Source organism: Gimesia chilikensis (assembly GCF_008329715.1).
In the GTDB taxonomy this organism is placed as follows: domain Bacteria; phylum Planctomycetota; class Planctomycetia; order Planctomycetales; family Planctomycetaceae; genus Gimesia; species Gimesia chilikensis.
In genome coordinates this window covers 66963-86795 of sequence record NZ_VTSR01000014.1, presented here as the reverse complement: position 1 = coordinate 86795, position 19833 = coordinate 66963, and the positions used below count along the sequence as shown (strand labels likewise).

Here is a 19833-nt window from a genome sequence, read left to right as displayed (position 1 = left end):
CCGGTTCTAATGTCCGCGTCACCCTGTGTTGCTGGCGGCCAGTGCCTTGCCGCTCCTGAGGATGTGTTTTATGAACTCTCATTATGAATCAAAGCATGTGGACTGTGGTGAGATGGATAGACTCACCGCTGCTGTCTCTGCGTATGATTTGACGACGGAGACTGATTGTGTTGAAGGGCACCGGAGGGTCAAGACAGAATTTTGTCCCGTTGTGACCGGATTTTGTCCACGTCTGTCCCAGATTTTGTCCTGGTCTGACCGGTTTGTGTCTCAGTCTGCCCTGAACAGCGGAGACCGAACATCGCGAACCGGTTCGAAATACTCCAGTAAGCATCAGGTGAAAAGCCACTCAGATTCAGGTGCTGTTTCGTCAGTGGTGCGCCTGCATGCAGTGCACGCTGCACCCGTCTCGCGCGCGAGCCAGAAGGGAACCAGCATACGCTTCGGGATGCGCGGTTCAAGTTCAATCTGTTCAGAGGAGCGGCGCAGATTTTCAGTGGGGAATGTCCCTCGACGGGATCAACGAAGTCACGGCTCTGCGTTTTCGTCAGACACAAAACTCGTGGTATTCCAGACCAAAGGTCGCGGCGACCGCACGGTTGGTCACCTGTCCGTTGTGCACGTTGACCGCGGACAACAATCCGCTGTCCTGCGCACAGGCGGCTTCCAGCCCCTGGTTCGCCAGCCTGAGTGCATACGGGAGTGTGACGTTACACAGGGCATAAGTACTGGTACGTCCCACGGCGCCGGGCATGTTGGCGACACAGTAATGCACGACGCCATCCACGACGAAAGTGGGATCCGAGTGCGTCGTCGGCCGGGATGTTTCGATACAGCCCCCCTGATCGACGGCGACATCGATCAACACCGCACCCGGCTTCATCATCTTCAAAGCAGACTGGGGAACGAGCATGGGAGCCCGGGCGCCTGGAATCAGGACAGCCCCGATCACCAGGTCCGCCAGCTCGAGTTGCTCGCGGATGTTGTGTTTGTCGCTGTAAAGCGTATTCACGTTGGCAGGCATGATGTCTTCGAGGTAACGCAGACGATCTACGCTGATATCCAGAATGACGACGTCCGCCTGAAAACCGGCTGCAATCTGGGCCGCGTTCTTGCCAACCACACCTCCGCCCAGAATCAGGATGTGCGCCGGCGGGACTCCCGGTACGCCTCCCAGCAGAATGCCGCGCCCCAACTGGGGGCGTTCCAGATACTTGGCGCCTTCCTGAATGCTCATGCGTCCGGCGACTTCACTCATGGGAGTCAACAGCGGAAGCTGGCCGTTTTTCCCTTCGAGTGTTTCGTAAGCGACGGCGGTGGCGCCCGTTTCCAGAAAGCCGCGGGTGAGCTTTTCGTCGGCGGCGAAGTGGAAGTAGGTAAACAGGATCTGGCCCGGTCTGAGCAGGGGCCATTCGGAGGGCTGGGGCTCTTTGACCTTGATGATCATGTCGGCGCGGGAGAAGATTTCTTGAGCCGTTTCAACGATTTCGGCCCCGTTTTCTTCGTAGAGTTCATCGGGAATCCCACTTCCCTGCCCGGCTCCCCGTTCGACCAGGACGGTATGCCCGGCGGCCGTCAATTCCTCGGCTCCGACCGGAATCAGGGCGACGCGGTACTCGTCCTGCTTGATTTCACGAGGGACTCCGATAATCATGTGCTTCTCCCGATTACATGTCAAACTGCAGACTGCTATGATACGATAAGTACTTATAGCTATTATCGTTTAATTCTACGTCTGATGTTAGTCAGATGCTGGATTCAGAATCGGAATGCCCCTGAATCGGCGCGTTCCCAGACCCCCGAATACAGAGATGCGCACGTGACAGTTCCCTTTACACAGCCCCACGAGGCAGCAGCCCAAACCCTCATCAAACTGAGCCTGGCGGAAGATCTCCAGGAGACCGGCGACCTGACCTGTCAGGCTTTGATTGAAGATACCGACCAGGCCGAGATTCAGATTGTCGCCCGCCAGAGCGGAATCCTGGCCGGTTCTCCGATTACCTCACTGATTTTTGCAGAACTCGATCCGCGAGTGACCTGCGAGCATCATCTGGCTGACGGCGCCGCCCTGGAACCGGGATCCGTCATTTCAACGTGTGCCGGGCCGCTGGCATCGCTGTTGACCGGGGAACGCACCGTCTTGAACTTTCTGACGCATCTGTGCGGCGTTGCTTCACAGACGGCGGAGTACGTCAAAGCCATCGAGGGAACCCGGGCCTGTATTCTGGACACGCGGAAAACGCTGCCCGGTTGGCGGGTACTGGAAAAATATGCGGTCGCAGCCGGCGGGGGAACGAATCACCGGATGGGCCTGTATGACGGGATCCTGATTAAAGACAATCACCTGGCTGCCTGGGCCAGCCGCAATTCGCATCCCACCATCGCAGCCGCGGTGCAACAGGCGCGGGAATCGGTGAACGGGGAAAAAGGAGTGGAAGTCGAAGTCGACACGCTCGAACAGCTGGCCGACGCACTTGAAGGGAAGCCTGAGATCGTGCTGCTGGACAACATGTCGCCCGAGACCATGCGGGAGGCGATTCAGATGCGTGATGCCCAGTCACCTGCGACACTGCTGGAAGCATCGGGGGGCATCAACCTGGAAACGGTACGGGCCGCTGCGGAGACGGGAGTGGAACGGATCAGCGTGGGAGCGTTGACTCACTCTGTCATCTCGCTGGATATCGGCTTCGACTGGAAACGCCGCACCTGATTTTGAAAAGACCCGATTTTTAATTTCGTTGAAGACACTGATTACTGCCAATGAATAAGCCATCTGTAGACAGACCGCTGGAGTCACTGGAGAAAGATTCCCCGCTGTTCCTGAACGGAGCCCTGGTCTGGCTGCTGCTGTTTTTTCTGATCTACCTGTCCGTTCCCCTGACGAACAACAGGGAGATCGACCGCTGGTACATTGTGCCCGAGATGCCTTTCCTGCTGCTGGATCTGGTCGATCCGCTGCCCGAAGAGAATCCGCATCCCGCCGGATGGGCTTATTTTCCGCAGCGGATTCCGTTGATCGGAGTCGCGTCGATCATCCTGCTGGGCGCCTGGGGACTGGGACAACTCGTGACGCGGTTGATCCGCGTACCGCTGGCCCCCTTCACTGCAGAACGCACGGTCTTCGCCGCGGGCCTGGGAATATCATTCGTCACACTGCTGACACTGGGAGGGGGCCTGATGGGCATGCTCTCTCAGGGGCTCTGTTACGCCGTACTGATATTAACCGCGATCGCGGGCGTAGCATCGGCGCTGCAGGAAACGAAACAGAAAACGGGCTCGCTGGGTTCTTTGAAGCTGGCACTGCCGGAAGCGATTATGGTCGATACACTGTTCCGCGTGGGATGCTGTCTGCTGATGAGTCCGTTTGTGCTCAGCATGTTTCTGGGTTCGATGCTGCCTTCGACTGACTATGATGTACTCGAATATCATTTCGGGGGCCCGAAAGAATATTATCTGCAGGGCTATATCAGCTTCCTGCCCCATAACGTGTATACCAGCTTTCCGTTCCTGACCGAGATGGTGACACTGCTGTCGATGACGCTCAAAGGGGACTGGTTCACGGGAGCCCAGGCGGGCAAACTGGTGCTGATGAGTTTCGCGTTATTTACCGCGCTGGGAATCTTCACCACGGCACGGCACTGGTTTGGTTCGACAGCAGGCTGGATTGCAGCCACGGTGTTCCTGACGAATCCCTGGACTTACCGGATGTCGATCATCGCATATACCGAGGGAGCACTCTCCTTTTATCTGCTGGCAAGTCTGCTGAGTCTGATCCTGACGATAGCGGTTCTGCAGAAATGGAAAACTAACGCGAACGACTCAACGGACAAATCCACTGCCGACACATCCCGGTTGCCGAGCGAACTCTGGAGCTTTACGTTACTCACGGGGCTGCTCTCCGGTTCGGCGATGGCGACCAAGTACCCGGGCGTGTTATCCGTTGTGATTCCACTGGGACTGACGCTGCTCGGTTTTAGCTGGTTCCTGCTCCGGGAGAATAAAACGCTCTGCTGGTCTACGACCTTGAAGCTGGGCGTGGTGTTCGCGGTCGGGACCCTGATTACCATTGGTCCGTGGCTGCTGAAGAACCTGGTGGAGACAGGCAATCCGGTTTATCCGCTGTTGTATTCTGTGTTTGGTGGATACGACCTGACGGAGGCATTGAATGCCAAATGGAAAAACGGGCACGGCATGAAAACGATCGGGCTGGCTGAATTCAAGCATAGTCTACTCGACGTCACGATGACCAGTGACTGGATCAGTCCGCTGCTGTTCTGCCTGGCACCGCTGGCCTTTCTGAACCGACAACACCGGCGGCTGATGTACTGGCTCTGGATTTATATCGGATTTCTATTCTTTTCCTGGTGGTTCCTGACACATCGGATCGATCGGTTCTGGGTACCGATGCTGCCGGTGGTTGCGGTACTGGCGGGCATTGGTGCAACGTGGAGTTCGAAACTGCTCTGGCGTTCCGGCGTGACTGTCGCGGTGCTGTTTGCTGTGATGTTCAATCTCTGTATCGTCACCAGCGGACTGGGGGGCAATAACGCGTACCTGGATGACTTCGCTTACGCGCGAAAGTTCACAGGCAATCTGACGGCTCCTGAAATCGAGTTACTGAACCAGATGGAGCTCGACCCTGACCAGGTCGTGTTGTTTGTGGGAGAAGCGAAGGTCTTCAACGCCGAGTTCCCGGTGATCTACAACACGGTCTTCGATGAAGATATTTTCCAGCAGTGGACGGCGGAAGCAAACCCTGAGTTACCTGCGAAACAACTCAAGATGAAACCGGCTGAAGAAATCAAAAAGAAATTCCAGGATGAGCATATCGCGTTTGTGTATGTGAACTGGTCAGAGGTATTACGTTATCGTCTGCCGGGATCTTACGGGTACACAGACTACGTGACGCCTCTACGTTTTCAGAAACTGGTAACCGCAGGCGTGCTGCAACCGCCACTGGAAAATCAATACGGTTATCAGAAGTTTGAGTCGTTATCTGATAACAAGAAAAAAGAAATCGAACAGTGGGCGCCGGAACTGATTGTGGAACGCGACGGCGCGCGTTACTTCGTCTCGGCGCAGATTTTCCCCGTAGCAAAATAGCAGGAGGCACTCACGGAGCAATTAACCTACAGGAGGTGTGAAGTCATTGAGCTCGCGATGAGCAGAACGGAGAATGTGAGCGAAATCCGGAATGATGATATCGCTGTCATCCAGATTCTGGTAGCCATGGGTTTTGTCATCCAACAGACAGAAACGTTCCTGTTCGTCGATGTGAATTGAATTGGAATTGATGGCTTCTTCGAGTTTTTGATTAGAAGTGTTCATGTTAATTCTCCCCCTCTTAAGTTGTGAAACAGATCGTTCCACAGAACGCGTCCTGCATTTTATCGATCTTTTGAGGAAAATCCTACTAAATTACGACTGGACATCACATTTTCCGGGGCTAAAACGACAGAAGAGCATGATACAAAAGCAGATACAGCAAAACGACCGGCCGGAAAAATGGAAAAACCGGATCGAACCTTTTCCGATTCTGAAGGGTCCTGTGGGCGGGCATTGACCATTGCCACGCGGAATTCAATAATGGTCACTACCGCTGTTTTTTTGATATTTTACTAGTGAATTTGAGCCAGATATGACAACCAGTTTATCGAATGTGCCTGATGCCTCCGGTCGCTTTGGAGAATTCGGCCGCCGCTTCGTCCCCGAAACTCTGATGCATGCCCTGGAGGAACTGACCCAGGAATATGAGAAAGCCAAACAGGATCCGTCATTTCAGGCGGAGCTGGACGACCTGCTCAAGCATTATGTGGGCCGCCCGAATCCGCTCTATTTCGCGGAACGCCTGACTGAACATTGTGGCGGCGGTAAGATCTACTTCAAGCGCGAAGATCTGAATCACACCGGTGCTCATAAGATCAATAACACCATGGGCCAGGCACTGCTGACCATGCGGATGGGTAAAAAACGTGTAATCGCCGAAACAGGAGCCGGCCAGCATGGCGTGGCTTCCGCTGTGGCCTGTGCCCGCTTCGGCCTGGAGTGCATCGTCTATATGGGCGAGGAAGACATCCGCCGCCAGAAGCTGAACGTGTTCAATATGAAAATGATGGGCGCTGAAGTCCGCGGCGTTTCCAGCGGTTCCAAGACGCTACGCGACGCCGTTAATGAAGCGATGCGGGACTGGATGTCGAGCGTGGAGACCACCCACTACATTATCGGTTCCGTGATTGGACCGCACCCCTTCCCAATGATGGTTCGCGACTTCCAGTCGGTCATCGGAAAAGAGGCCCGCGAACAGTGCCTGGCGCAGACTGGTAAACTCCCCGATCAAGTGATTGCCTGTGTCGGCGGCGGTTCCAATTCGGCCGGCATGTTCTATCCCTTTATCGACGATGAGGGTGTGAAGCTGACCGGCGTGGAAGCGGGTGGCCGCGGTCCTGAACCGGGAGAGCATGCGAGTACGCTGAGCTATGGAGCCAAGGGTGTGCTGCATGGCAGCTTCGGATATGTGCTGCAGGACGATGACGGCCAGACGATGGACGTGCATTCGATCTCTGCGGGCCTCGACTATCCCGGCGTGGGACCCGAACACAGTTACTGGAAAGATTCCGGCCGCGTGAATTACACCGCGATCACCGACGATGAAGCCCTCGAAGGCTTTCAGACGATGGCCCGCCTGGAAGGGATCATCCCGGCAATTGAATCGTCGCATGCGATCGCTTACGCCGTCAAAGCAGCCCGCCAGGCCAGCCCCGATGAGACGATCGTTGTCTGCCTGTCCGGTCGTGGCGACAAAGACGTGAATGAAGTGGCCCGCCTGCTGGGACGGGACATTTAATCCCTGGCTGGTTTTGTCGTAACAATAAATATCATCCCTCTGAAATTCAGTTAAAAGCAGTACCCCCCATCGTGACAACTTCGATCTCTGAAACTTTTGCGACGTTAAAATCTGAAAACCGCATGGCGTTCATGCCTTTCATCACCGCCGGCGATCCGGATCTGGCAACCACCGTTGATGTATTGAAAGAACTGTCACGACAGGGAGTCGACCTGATCGAGGTGGGCTTCCCGTATAGTGATCCAATTGCAGATGGTCCGGTGATTCAGGAATCGTACACGCGGGCTCTCAACAACGGCTTCCACGTACACGATCTGTTTGAAGCTTTGAAAGAACTCTCTGCAGATGAGTCCGTCGATCTGCCGGCCCTGGTCGGCATGGTTTCGTATGCGATTATCTTTCGTTATGGCGCAGAGCGTTTCCTGAAAGAAGCCGCTGACGCCGGGTTCTCAGGCCTGATTGTTCCCGATCTTCCCGGAGACGAAGCAGGTGAGTTCGTCGAACTCACCAAGGCAGCTCAACTGGACCTGGTGCAACTGGTCTCCCCACTGACGCCTGAAGATCGCACGAAGCGAATCGTGCAGTCTGCCTCGGGTTTCATTTACTGTATCGCAGTCGCCGGCACGACAGGTGTTCGTGATGAACTGCCTGCGGAACTGACAGCACATCTGGAGTCGTTACGTTCGCTGACAGATCTGCCTTTAGCGGTGGGTTTCGGCATCAGTAAGCCAGAGCATGTCGACACGCTCCGTGGTAAAGCCGACGGATTCATCATTGGTTCGGCGATTGTCAAACAGTTCGCTGCTTTTTCTGACCCAGACCAGACGCGGGAAGACGTGATTGCGTCGATCGGAAAATACGCAGGTGAGATGGCAGCCGCGACGAAGGGTTGAGGAACGGTTCCCGAACCGTTTCTATTTCTGGCGGGTTCCGGTCTGCTTGCGGACGAAGGGATAGAACCAGACTCCATAAGGCAGGAACTGCGGCACGATAGGCGATTTGATGCGTTTGGGATTCGCGAGCTTCCAGCCGAATTTTCCCTTGAGCAGAGACTCGGGGACGCCTGATGCTTCCGCATGTTCAGCGGTCGCGGGGAAGGAATCGACGATCTCAACGGTCCCGATCAAGGTGCCCGTCGGGAGGGTTTCGGTCGTGATTTCCGCTTGCGCTGCTGCTTCGATGGCGTGCGGTGTCTTCGCGAGAGTCTTTGAAGCATAGACGTAGATCGTCCCGCGGATCTTCGTCTGACTGGAACGGAGCTCAATTGTTTTCACGCCCCGCATGATCAGTTCTGCCCAGGGCTGTCTGATTCCGAGAGCCGGCAGACTCTTGTCGGGATGTTGAATCGCTTTCGCCATTGTCGCATTAAACCTCGAACGATTGCTGATACTGGGGGATGATCGGTTCCTCATCGACTTCATCGCGGATCAAGGCTGCCAGCGCCGTCGCTGATTCCGGTTCTCCGTGGACGAGGAAGACCTGGCCGATGTTACCCCGTTTCGCGGAGGTTTCGTACCACCATTTAAAATCCTCAACGTCGGCATGGCCTGAGAGACCGCTGAGCTGCACGACCCTGGCTTTGACCTGGTAATAGCGATCAAAGATCTTCACTTTGGGATCGCGCTGCTGCAGACGACGGCCCAGGGTATGCTCCGCCTGGTAGCCCATCAGTACGACGGTATTCTCCGGATGTTCCAGGCCGTTCTTGAGGTGATGGCGGATACGACCGTTCTCACACATCCCACTGCCGGCGATGACGACGAACGCCCCTTCCCGTTTATTGAGTTCGATACTCTGCTGACGGGTCGAAACGTAATCCAGCAGTGAGAAGCCGAAGGGATCCTTGTCTTCTTTCAAAACGTCGCTGACGTCCTGGTCCATATCCTGCAGATGATGGCGGTAGACTGAAACCAGGCGCGTGGAGAGAGGGCTGTCGACAAAAATCGGAATGTGTGGCAGACGGTTTTCGTTATACAGATCGTTCAAATAGTAAATGATCTGCTGGGTGCGTCCGAGGCTGAACGCGGGGATGATCACACGCCCTTCAACGCGATAGGCCTCATCGAGAATGTGATAGAGTTCCTCTTTCAGATCCGAGGCTTTTTCGTGAATCCGGTTGCCGTAGGTGCTTTCTGAAATCAGAATCTCGCAACCCTCGATCGTATCGGGATCTCGCAGCAGGGGCAGATCGCGACGGCCCAGATCACCGGTGAAGACCAGATGTCTCCATTCTCCCTGGTCCTTGATCTTCATCTCAATGATCGCGGATCCCAGAATATGGCCGGCATCCAGCAGTCGTACCCGGAGGTCGTCCCCCAGGTCGTGCCACTCGTGATAGTCGAGGCGTTCGAACTGCTTCATGACCTGTCGCACATCCTCTTCATCGTAAAGCGGTTCGATGGGCGGATGCTTTTCATTCAGTTTACGAGACAGGTAACGGGCGTCTTCATCCTGAATACGGGCACTGTCTTTGAGCATGATCTCTGCGATGTCCGCCGTCGCGGAGGTGCAGAAGATCGGTCCCCGAAAACCCTTGTTGTACAGCCGGGGAATATTGCCACAATGGTCCATGTGCCCGTGCGAGAGGATGACGGCATCCAGGGAGTCAGCGGGATAAGCGAAGCGGCAGTTCTTTTTGAATGACTCTGCCCGGTGGCCCTGAAACAGACCACAATCGAGCAGAATCCGTCGCCCGTCTGTCTCGATCAAATGCTGGCTGCCGGTCACCTCACCGGCGGCACCGAGGAACGTAATTTTCATCTATGATTTCATTCCCAGACAGTGGACTGGAGGCCGTTCCAGCCCGGACAGGATTACAGGGTAGAGACAGTTGGAGTTATGCCAATCAGATAATGATCTCCTGCTCGTTTTGAGAGGCGGTTTCCGTTCGTTCGGAAATGCTGTAGGTGTCCTGATGACGACCGGTATAAGCGACAATCAGCTCTGCCAAGAGGCCCAGGCTGATCGCTTGCGCCCCCAGAATGGTTGCAGCGACAGAATAGGCCAGCAGCGGACGGTTTCCAATCGGCCCCAGTCCCAGACCGAACAGATTGGTCAGCAACCAGACCACCCCCAGGTAGCCCAGTCCAAGGAATCCAAGCATCAGACAGCTCAAGCCGATGGCGCCCAGCATGTGCTGTGGTCGTTGTCCATAGCCGGTAAGGAAGCGAACCGTCAGCAGATCAAGGAACCCGCGGAGGAAACGTCGCACGCCATACTTGGAATAACCGTGCTGTCGTTCGCGGTGATGGACGGGAATCTCGGTCACTTTAAATCCACGGGCATCTGCCAACACGGCGATGAAACGGTGCAGTTCGCCGTAGATACGAATTTCCGCAGCAACTTCTTTGCGGAACAGTTTGAAGCCACAGTTGTGATCGTGCAGTTTCAGTCCGGTCAGTTTCCAGATCATCCAGTTGAAGACTTTACTGGGATACACTTTATGCCAGGGATCGAGGCGACGCTCTTTCCAGCCATTGACGACATCGTAGCCTTCGTTGAGTTTATCCAGAAAACGGGGAATTTCTTTCGGGTTGTCCTGCAGGTCGGCGTCCATCATCATGATCACCGAACCGCGGGCGGCCCGCATACCCGCCGTCAACGCGGCTGCCTTGGCGAAGTTCCGACGGAAGCGGATCCCAGAAACGCGTTCATCCTGCTTGGCCAGTTGCGAGATCAGTTCCCAGGACTTGTCGGTCGAACCGTCGTCAATAAAGATAATTTCCAGGTCAATCTGATGCTGCTGGCTGGTTTCGCAGATCTCCTGATACAGTTGTGGCAGACTTTCCGATTCATTCAATACCGGAATCATAATCGAGAGCACGACGCAGACCTTTCACTCAACAGACAGAAATCACAGGGAATCAATGGACTGGGAATCGGCGGCAGACTGTACGGAATCATCCTCGTCTGAAGCCGATTTTCCAAAACTATAGTATAGAACAAAAGCAGCCAGAATTTCACTAGCAAATGAGACGATCCGGATCAGTAAGGCAGCGACAAATGCATTTGCAGGACCAATCAGGGCGGAACCGGCGAGAATCGTGGTGATCAGACCTTCCCGTACTCCCAGGCCGGCAGGAGCAAAAATCGCCAGAAAGCCCAGGGCATACGCGGCGGAGACTGCAGCGGTCCAGCGTGGCCATTCCTGCCATTCAAGTCCCGCTCCGTTGATGGAGGCGAGTGCCAGACCCAGGCTGAGTCCATGCAGCGTCCAACTCACCAGAAACAACAACACGCCCGCGTAGAGCAAACGTAATGAGAAAGCAGCGGGAGGAGTTGCCTCGGTCGCTTCGACATCGGACTTTGTGAATTTCTTCGCGAACAGATTCAACAGACGAGACAACAGAGGCAGAGAGACAAACAGCGCCAGTAGAAACAGACCGGGAACCAGCCAGGGACGGGACTGTACGGATTGCAGCCACGCAGGCCACTGTTGAACCTGCTCTGCATTCAACACAACGGGAATCAAGGAAAGGAACACAACCAAACCGACTCCCATGACGGCCAGCGTCTCGTAAGCAGCCGTCAGGGCGGCAACCGAAACGCGTACTCCGAAATCTTTCAGCAGGGTCGCCCGGATCAAGAGGACCGAGACCTTACCGGGAATGTATTTCCCCAGGTGCCCGCAGTAGTAGGCGCGTGCGACAGGCCCGAAGCGAACCTGTTCTCCGGAACTGAGAATCAACTGACGCCAGAACCAGACAGACGGTAACCAGGCAATGAAATAACAGGCTGCAGATAGAACCAGCCAGAGCGGATCAATGCTGATACCGGTAAGTGTGTCCCCCTGCTCTGCGTACAGTTCCGCTCCCTGCTGCCAGACGAAGTACAAGACCAGCGCAAGTAACAGCCATTTGACTCCCCTCCAGATTTTCCGCGAAACGGAAGGGGATTCAGCTGTGGTGGGAAGGTCGGACATCAATCGTGGGTTTCGTGAGCTGGCGGTAAAGTTCAGGCCGTGGCCTGGTCGGCAGGACTTTCCGGCGGTGGTGGAGATTTAAACAAAGCTCTGACCGAGGGGCGCCGCAGAACCAGAATCGTCCAGATACCGATGATGGTTCCCAGGGGGATCAGGAGACATTCAAAAATCGCAACCATCATACAGAATTCGTAGCTTTCGTGGCGGGACAGTGACTGACCAGCCAGAATGATACAGAACAGGATCGCAACGCCGACCAGAAAGATCACCAGCCCGAATCCCAGTTCCAGTTCCACCTGATGATCCGGCTTGGTCTGTTCCATCGTCTTACGATACGCATCGAAACCAAAATAAATGGTCTCATAAAACAGGTAAGTCACAAAAACATTGACGATCCCATAAATGACCTGAATCTTGGATAGCAGTTTCAATTGCCGTTCGTCTCGTTCCATCCGTTCTACCTGTCGTCTGAAAAAAGCGGGGATTAGCTGGTCACTCAATGACGCTTGTACCTGTTGTTATCGACGGATTTTAAGGGGCCGCCGCAGCTTCGACCTCAGGAATCGGCTGTGATTCACCAGATTCGCGGAATTTCCCGGTCTTGAGGAACCGCAGGGTATGTGAAATTGACTGGGGATCATTCATCATAAAAGAGTGCAGCACGGGCAACAGAACAAAATCCGCAGCTCCCGGCAGTCGCGTGCTACTGACGCTGACCGTACCGTCATCGTCGCCTCGGATCAGCGGGTTAAAACCTTTCAACGTATCCCGGCCGCCGGCGACCACTCCAAATGGAAAGGGAGGTGTCGGCAGACTGGAAATAAAGTCCCCGTTCAATTCGGTCACCAACTGTTGCCCCGCTGGCCCGTACACAACCTTGAACAGCAGATTCGAACGGAAGCGGTCTGCCATGTCTGCCCCCCGATTGGGGACTCCCAGCATGACCATGCGTCTGACTCGGGGATCGACTTCCTCCTGCTGATCCAGCCAGGAGCGTACCACGAGACCGCCCATGCTGTGGACAACCAGATCGATTTCCTCAACGCCTTCCAGCGACTTAATCACCTGCTCGAGGAACTGGGCATTCTCCGGGATCGTCTTCTGGGTACTGGGATAATCAAAGGGAATCGTAATCCAGCCCTCCTTGAGGCAGGCCAGTCTCATTTTTTCAAAGGACTTGGAAGAACGGATGATTCCATGAATCAGAATCACCGCCCGGCCCTGCATCGGAGGAAGCTTGCGGACCTCTCTGATTTCTGCGAGCTTCTGCTGGCATTCCTCGAGAGTTCCACTGGCATGCCGCTGATCACTGGGATCCAGCAGGCGGTAGTGCTGGCTGATCACATTCTGTTGAATTTTCCAGCCTTGAAAAAACTGCACATCGCCCCAGAATTGACGTCCACCCATTGTTTTCATTGCCGGTACCTTCTCAGAGAGGTGCTTCCAGAGTTCGTTCAGATCCTGACTGTCGGGCAGGTCTTGTGCCTGACAGACAGTCGCATAAGCCGACAGCCATACCACGAATGCCCAGGCTGCAGATCGCTGTAACATGATTCGATTTCCACAGATCCGAGAGTCCCTGCAGCAGGTTTCCCACTGCGATAAACTGTACACATAGCATTGTATCGATTTGACGAATAGATAGAATGCCTTTTCAATCGAACCTGAGATATTTTATGATGAACGCACGGAATTGATTTCCGACGAAGCACACAGTCTGCCTCGAACCAGATTTACTGAAGCAAACTTAAGGAAGGACATTAAAACGTTATGGATCAGCAACAGCCTCTGTCAGACAACCCGCTTCTGGTACTGGAGGGCCTTCCCCGCTTCGATGAAATCGAGCCTGAGCATATTAAACCCGCGGTGAAATCCCTGCTGGAACAGTCGGAAGCAAGCCTGCGTAAAATCGAAAGCGAAGCACAGCCGAGCTGGGAAGGCTTGATGCAACCACTCGAAGAGCTCGATTACCCCTGGGAACGCTCCTGGGGTTCCGTGGGACATCTGCTGGGAGTGAGAAACACACCTGAATTACGGGAGGCCTATGAAAGCGTGCTCCCCGAAATCGTCGCTTTTTCGCTGAACGTCAGACAAAGCAAGCCGATCTACGAAGCCATGAAGGCCATCCGGGACAACGGTTCCTGGGATCAGTTGAATGATGCCCAGAAACGAATTATCGAAAAACGGATCCTCTCTGCAGAGCTGGCCGGTATCGGTCTCTCGGGAGATGAATTAAAGCGATTTAATGAAATTGCCACCGAGCTGTCCCAGCTCTCCACCCGTTTCGCCAACAACGTGCTGGATGCAACCAAAGCCTACACGCTCCTGATTACAGACAGCAAAGATGTAGAGGGATTCCCCGACAGTCTGAAACAACTCGCTGCTCAATCCTACAACACCTGGGACGATAAAGACGCAGACACCGAAGCCACCGCTGATGCGGGTCCCTGGCGAATCACGCTCGACTTCCCCTGCTTCGGTCCTTTCATGCAACATTGTCGTAACCGCATTTTGAGAGAGCAGGTTTACCGTGCATTCATTACCCGTGCATCAGAAGGGGAATACGATAATACATCTCTGATTCCCCAGATCCTGAAATTACGCCAGGAGAAAGCAAAGCTTCTGGGCTACGCGAATTTTGCGGAAGTCAGCCTGGCTGAAAAAATGGCACCCGGCATTGATGCCGTTCTGGAAATGGAAGAACAACTGCGAAGTGCTTCCTGGGATAACGGACAGCAGGACCTGGCGGATCTGCAGGAGTACGCGAAAGAACAGGGAGAAACGGAACCCATCATTCAATGGGATTTCTCATTCTGGTCAGAGCGGCTCCGTGAAAAACGCTTCAGTTACACTGACGAACAGCTAAGGCCTTATTTCTCACTGGAGAAAGTTCTGGACGGGCTGTTCAGCCTGGTAAACCGGATCTTCGGCATTACGGTGACTCCCGCTGCAGAGACCGTTCCGCTCTGGAATAAAGATGTGCGTTTCTTCCACATCGCGGATGAAGCAGGTAAAACGATCGCCGGGTTCTACCTCGACCCCTATGCCCGTCCGGCAGACAAGCGGGGCGGTGCCTGGATGGATGACTGCCTGGGTCGCAAACTGGTCAACGGGGAAGTTCAGCTTCCGGTCGCACATCTGATCTGTAACTCGACTCCACCCGTTGGAGACAAGCCTTCGCTGATGACCTTCCGGGAAGTGGAAACCCTGTTCCATGAATTCGGACATGGTCTACAGCACATGCTGACCACCATTGATGAAGCCGATGCCGCTGGCATTAATGGCGTCGAGTGGGATGCCGTCGAACTGGCCAGCCAGTTCATGGAAAACTGGTGTTATCACAAACCGACCCTGCTGGGGATGGCCAAGCATTACGAAACGGGTGAAACCCTGCCGGATGAACTGTTTGAAAAAATCAAGGCGGCCCGCAACTTCCAGGCAGGAACTCAGATGCTGCGTCAGATTCAGTTCGGCGTGGTCGATCTGAAACTGCACAGCGAATTTGATCCTGCGGGAGAAAAATCAGTCTTCGATATCCAGCGGGAAATCAGCCAGACAACGTCTGTACTGCCGATGCTCCCTGAAGACCGTTTCCTCTGTTCGTTCCAGCACATTTTTGCAGGCGGATACGCAGCCGGTTACTTCAGTTACAAATGGGCCGAGGTTCTCAGCGCAGACGCCTTCAGTGCCTTTGAAGAAGCGGGTCTCGATAACGAGCAGGCCGTTGCCGAAACCGGCAGACGCTTCCGGGATACCATCCTGGCGATGGGAGGCAGCCGGCATCCGATGGATCTCTTCAAGGAGTTCCGCGGACGCGAGCCCAGTCCTGAACCATTGTTACGTCATTCCGGACTGCTGTAACAGGAATGAAACAAAGCCATACCGACAGGCCAGCTGGATCCGTTTCAGCTGGCCAGTCGTCGTATTTCACAGCTGCCAGCCCCCGCTTTTTGTCTGGACATCTGCTCCAAAAACGATGAAATTCCGCTGTGATCCGGCGACTTCTGCCGGTCCGCTAAAATGCTTGCACGAAATAAGTTCGACTGATATGATCCGCCCCATTCAGCTGCACATTTACCTGCATTTCAGAATTAAGCAAGGACGGTATTCAGATGGCAAATCAGCTTGAGCAGGCGATCAAGGACAAATCAGCAATTATCGGTATCATCGGCCTGGGCTACGTCGGGCTCCCGCTGATTGACGCGTTCGTCAACACTGGTTTCAAAACGATGGGGTTTGACGTTGATCAGAACAAAGTCGATCAACTGCAGGCCGGCAAAAGTTATATTAAGCACATCCCATCCGAAACCGTTGCCAAGTGGATTGCGAAAGAGCAGTTCGAAGCGACCGCCGACTTCTCCCGGATGAAAGAAGCAGACGCCCTGCTGATCTGTGTTCCAACTCCCCTGACCACCAGCCGGGACCCCGACCTGACCTATGTGGAAAACACCGCGAAAGTCATCGCGGAAACCCTGCGGCCCGGTCAACTGGTCGTGCTGGAAAGTACCACTTATCCCACGACGACCCGGGACGTCATGCTGCCCATTCTGGATAACGCTGGTCTGAAAGTGGGCGAAGATTATTACCTCGCCTACAGCCCCGAACGCGAAGATCCCGGCAACCCCGACTTCTCAGCAGCCGGCATCCCCAAAGTGGTCGGCGGTATGGAAGAAAACAGCCTGAGGATTGCTTCGGCCCTGTACTCACACGCAGTGGTGAATGTGATCCAGGTCTCGTCTCCGGAAGTTGCCGAAGCCTGCAAGATTCTGGAGAACACCTATCGGGCCGTCAACATCGCGATGGTCAACGAACTCAAGACACTCTTCGATCGCATGGACATTGATGTCTGGGAAGTCATCGACGCTGCCAAAACCAAGCCTTTCGGGTTCCAGGCTTTTTATCCGGGCCCTGGTTTGGGTGGACACTGTATTCCCATCGATCCGTTCTACCTCAGCTGGCTGGCACGTAAAGAAGGTCAGACAACCCGCTTCATCGAACTGGCCGGTGAAGTCAACACCCGCATGCCACGCTACGTGATTGACCGTCTCGCTGAGTTCATGAACGAAAAAGCAAAACCGCTCAAAGGCAGTAAGATCTGCATGCTGGGTGTGGCTTATAAAAAAGATGTCGACGATCCGCGTGAAAGTCCTTCGTTCCACCTGCTGGATCTGCTGATGGAGCGGGGCGTGGACTTCACTTACAATGATCCGCACATTCCGAAACTGCCCAAGATGCGGCATCACGATGTGCCTGCCATGGAAAGCCAGGAACTCACTCCCGAATATCTGGCAGCTCAAGACTGCGTACTGATCGCAACAGACCACAGTGCCTATGACTACGACTTTATTGTCAAGCACAGCCAGATGGTTCTCGACACTCGTAATGCGACTAAAAATGTGACTGAAGGCCGTGAGAAGATCTTTAAAGCCTGATGTTGAATAGAAAAACCAACAGCCCGAGGCGATTTTGCCCGGGCTGTTTTCGTTGATAGAATCTTCTGATTGAGTTCAGCCCAACCAGGTTTCGAGGGCCTGTTTCTGCTGCTGAAACTGTTCTTCGGTCAAAACTGGAGTCGCCCCCTCTGTCGAATAAGCCTGAGTGAGTTCTACCCAGGAACGACAGCCGCCGTATCGGGCTTCATCTTCAATCTCGAAAGGCTGCGGCATCTGATACGCCCGAACCAGCATAACGTATAACCCGGGACGCTTATAGACAAAACGTTGTGCGAGTGTCTCCGGGTTGAGGACCTGCAGTTCTTCCAGACCGGCCAGCTGTGATTCCTCTTGCAACTCGTGCACCTGCTCCACCACGGCATACAGCCCGAGCCTGATCTGACCGGCTGCAGGTTCTTGCGCATAAGGTTGCGACAACAGGGTCTCCTGTCCTGCCTGCAATTGATCTGCGCCCTGATGGAAGCGGGTCGGGAAGAGCCAGAACTCACGATGTTCAACACGAAAGCCATCGCGGCCTTCGTGAATGCCCCCCTTCCGTACGATCAGCGACTGTCGCCCCTCTGCCAGGGAAGCACAGATGGCTCCCCACTCTTTAAAGGCGATCTGATTTTCTGCCTGCATTCTGCTACCAGTTTTCTCTTTTGGTCGAAGTTACTTTTCAGGTGAGTTCGGATTTTTCATCCAGTAGAGATAGCCGTCTTCCGCGCCGACAATCAGATCACGAACGCCATCCTGATCCCAATCGACCGTGCAGGGACTGCTGGTATGGCCGGCCAGTTTGCGCTGACTGAGCGGCCCCTCATTCTTCAGGACCACTTTTCCATCTGCGGTCTTCAGGTTGCGGTAGAAGTCTGCGTTCGTGCTGTTGACCAGCAGGTCCAGGCGACCATCGCCGTCCCAGTCAACCACGTGCAGTTTGTAGCGTCCACTGCCTCCGGCCCGCTTTTTGTTCATCTGAATCGGCTTGAGCGATTCTTCGACAAAGATCCGCTCACCGGGCAGCAGCTTGAACTGATCTCCCTCTTTGACTCGCTTGAAGAAGGCGAGATACCCTTCGTGATCCAGCATCACCAGGTCCATCAATCCGTCCTGGTTCCAGTCGACGGCGACGGGAGTGGTCCGCCACTGAGTGACCAGTTGTTTTCCCCGTGGATCCCACCAGTTCCAGGCTGGTTTGGGAGCTGCTGCTTTCCACTCGACGTCAATCGTTTGTGCCGGAGCCAGTTTGGGCTCCGTCCGGGTGCCGATGTTTTTAAACAGTAGAATCTCTCCCCAGATCGAATTCACCAGCAGGTCCGGCAGACCATCCTGATCCCAGTCTGCCACAGTCTGTGTCGTATAACCCCACTTCGCTTCACAGGGGCCCTGGATCGAACCATTGGGGCCCGCCTGAATGCGAATCGGTCGTCCTCCAGCCTGCAGATAGCGAGGGGCTGCCAGTCGTGGCGACCGAGCATTGCCATCCAGGTTTTCGAAGAAGCCAATGTAACCGGCGGTATTTCCACAGATCAGATCTTCGTCACCATCGCCATCCCAGTCGAAGGCATAAGGAGTTGCCAGGGCACCAAATTTGACACCAGCCGCTTTCTGACGGAAATAGCGGGGTGGTAAAAATTGAGGGACGCTACCAATCAGTTCTCCGGTATTCTCAATGAATGCAACGCGACCATCTTCATCACCGACAATCAGATCGATATCGCCATCCTGGTCCCAGTCAATCGCCTTGGGAACGATCATCTGCAGATCCATCTGAATCGGATCCCCATTACTCGCCAGACGCCGCCCGAGTGCATACTGCGGCTCCGTTCTGGAACCGGTATTTTCGAAGTAGGTCAGCTGATCCAGAAATTCTCCACAAATCAGGTCCAGATCACCGTCGTCATCGAAGTCGGCAAAGTTGGGAGACGGCCAGCCAAAGACTTCGAGATCCTTATCACCCACTTTGATGCGAGCTGGCTTAGCATACTCCGGTTTGGCATCAGTCCCCTCATTGTTGAGCACATACACATATCCGCGGAGGGGGCCGTTGGTCCATTGCCCCAGCTGATTGTAGGCATCGTCCCAACCGTAGTCGCTCCAGTCGCCAACACCGACCACCAGATCCTGGTCGCCGTCGCCGTCGTAGTCCACGTAATACCATTGATTGGCCCGCACCTTGCCGCCGTGCACATTCCGTCCAACGGGCAGATCGGTGAGTTTATCAAACCCATGCTGTTTAAAATCGACCACTTCCCGACCGGCGACCAGTACACGTGGCTTGCCGTTCACAAAGGAAAGGCACGTATTATGATAGCCTTTGCCCAGTCTGACCCCCGGCTCAAACACCGGCATCGAATCTTTACCATCCGACTTGTTTTCAAAGAAATAAGTGCCGTTCGATGGTTTGTCGGGACAGGATACGAGCAGATCCAGATCCCCGTCGCCATCATAGTCCATCGGCAGAGGCCAGGCCCATAAGCCGACGCCCAGATCCACTTCCAGTTGCGGATTCTGATACGTCAATTGTTCAAGTTCCTCTGCCTGAGTAAAAGCCGTGGCAGAGAGAGCCAGACAGAAGAGACAAAGGTAAAAAGGCGTACGGAGCAGGTGTCGAGCGAGCATAAATGGAATTTCCT

The 19833-nt window shown here is 54.6% G+C and carries 16 protein-coding genes; 6 read left to right on the top strand and 10 right to left on the bottom strand.

Translation table 11 applies throughout. From position 1 onward, the window contains the following. Positions 1–547: 547 nt before the first annotated feature. Positions 548–1654, bottom strand: a complete 1107-nt coding sequence (ald, locus tag FYZ48_RS18670; protein ID WP_149343107.1) for an alanine dehydrogenase — start codon at positions 1652–1654, stop codon at positions 548–550. A gap of 165 nt (positions 1655–1819) precedes the next feature. Here ald and nadC point away from each other — a divergent pair, with 165 nt between their 5' ends. Beyond that, complete coding sequence (nadC, locus tag FYZ48_RS18665; RefSeq protein ID WP_198422242.1) at positions 1820–2710, top strand: carboxylating nicotinate-nucleotide diphosphorylase; 891 nt, start codon at positions 1820–1822, stop codon at positions 2708–2710. Between the two features lie 50 nt (positions 2711–2760). Continuing rightward, positions 2761–5103, top strand: a complete 2343-nt coding sequence (locus FYZ48_RS18660) for a hypothetical protein (RefSeq protein WP_149343101.1) — start codon at positions 2761–2763, stop codon at positions 5101–5103. A 21-nt stretch (positions 5104–5124) separates the two neighbouring features. Here FYZ48_RS18660 and FYZ48_RS18655 read toward each other — a convergent pair whose 3' ends face one another. Beyond that, positions 5125–5328, bottom strand: coding sequence for a hypothetical protein (locus FYZ48_RS18655; RefSeq protein WP_149343099.1), 204 nt, complete (start codon positions 5326–5328; stop codon positions 5125–5127). Positions 5329–5638: 310 nt separating this feature from the next. Between FYZ48_RS18655 and trpB the strand changes: the two genes are divergently transcribed. Both trpB and trpA read left to right on the top strand, forming a co-directional pair. After that, positions 5639–6844 (top strand): tryptophan synthase subunit beta, encoded by a 1206-nt coding sequence (trpB, locus tag FYZ48_RS18650; protein WP_149343097.1) that lies wholly within the window; start codon positions 5639–5641, stop codon positions 6842–6844. Between the two features lie 71 nt (positions 6845–6915). Further along, complete coding sequence (trpA, locus tag FYZ48_RS18645) at positions 6916–7737, top strand: tryptophan synthase subunit alpha (protein WP_149343094.1); 822 nt, start codon at positions 6916–6918, stop codon at positions 7735–7737. 21 nt (positions 7738–7758) lie between these two features. Here the strand turns inward: trpA and FYZ48_RS18640 are convergent, their stop codons facing one another. The 6 genes from FYZ48_RS18640 to FYZ48_RS18615 form a co-directional block, all read right to left on the bottom strand. Then, positions 7759–8202, bottom strand: a complete 444-nt coding sequence (locus FYZ48_RS18640) for an ASCH domain-containing protein (RefSeq protein ID WP_187782106.1) — start codon at positions 8200–8202, stop codon at positions 7759–7761. 7 nt (positions 8203–8209) lie between these two features. After that, entirely contained in the window at positions 8210–9604 is a 1395-nt protein-coding gene (locus FYZ48_RS18635; RefSeq protein WP_149343090.1) for an MBL fold metallo-hydrolase RNA specificity domain-containing protein, read from the bottom strand. An 85-nt stretch (positions 9605–9689) separates the two neighbouring features. Further along, positions 9690–10655 (bottom strand): glycosyltransferase family 2 protein, encoded by a 966-nt coding sequence (locus FYZ48_RS18630; protein WP_187782111.1) that lies wholly within the window; start codon positions 10653–10655, stop codon positions 9690–9692. 42 nt (positions 10656–10697) lie between these two features. Beyond that, complete coding sequence (locus tag FYZ48_RS18625; protein WP_149343088.1) at positions 10698–11765, bottom strand: lysylphosphatidylglycerol synthase transmembrane domain-containing protein; 1068 nt, start codon at positions 11763–11765, stop codon at positions 10698–10700. Positions 11766–11797: 32 nt separating this feature from the next. Beyond that, complete coding sequence (locus tag FYZ48_RS18620; protein WP_145180752.1) at positions 11798–12217, bottom strand: hypothetical protein; 420 nt, start codon at positions 12215–12217, stop codon at positions 11798–11800. Positions 12218–12296: 79 nt separating this feature from the next. Beyond that, the gene (locus tag FYZ48_RS18615) at positions 12297–13316 is read right to left on the bottom strand and encodes an alpha/beta fold hydrolase (protein WP_149343086.1); all 1020 of its coding nucleotides are present in this window, start codon (positions 13314–13316) and stop codon (positions 12297–12299) included. 219 nt (positions 13317–13535) lie between these two features. Between FYZ48_RS18615 and FYZ48_RS18610 the strand changes: the two genes are divergently transcribed. Both FYZ48_RS18610 and FYZ48_RS18605 read left to right on the top strand, forming a co-directional pair. Continuing rightward, positions 13536–15626, top strand: coding sequence for a M3 family metallopeptidase (locus tag FYZ48_RS18610; protein WP_149343084.1), 2091 nt, complete (start codon positions 13536–13538; stop codon positions 15624–15626). Positions 15627–15877: 251 nt separating this feature from the next. After that, on the top strand, positions 15878–17197 hold the full coding sequence (locus FYZ48_RS18605) for a nucleotide sugar dehydrogenase (RefSeq protein ID WP_149343082.1): 1320 nt from the start codon (positions 15878–15880) through the stop codon (positions 17195–17197). A gap of 75 nt (positions 17198–17272) precedes the next feature. Here FYZ48_RS18605 and FYZ48_RS18600 read toward each other — a convergent pair whose 3' ends face one another. Further along, positions 17273–17839, bottom strand: a complete 567-nt coding sequence (locus FYZ48_RS18600) for a DUF1802 family protein (RefSeq protein WP_149343080.1) — start codon at positions 17837–17839, stop codon at positions 17273–17275. Between the two features lie 30 nt (positions 17840–17869). Continuing rightward, positions 17870–19819, bottom strand: a complete 1950-nt coding sequence (locus FYZ48_RS18595; protein ID WP_149343078.1) for an FG-GAP repeat domain-containing protein — start codon at positions 19817–19819, stop codon at positions 17870–17872. Between the last annotated feature and the right edge of the window lie 14 nt (positions 19820–19833).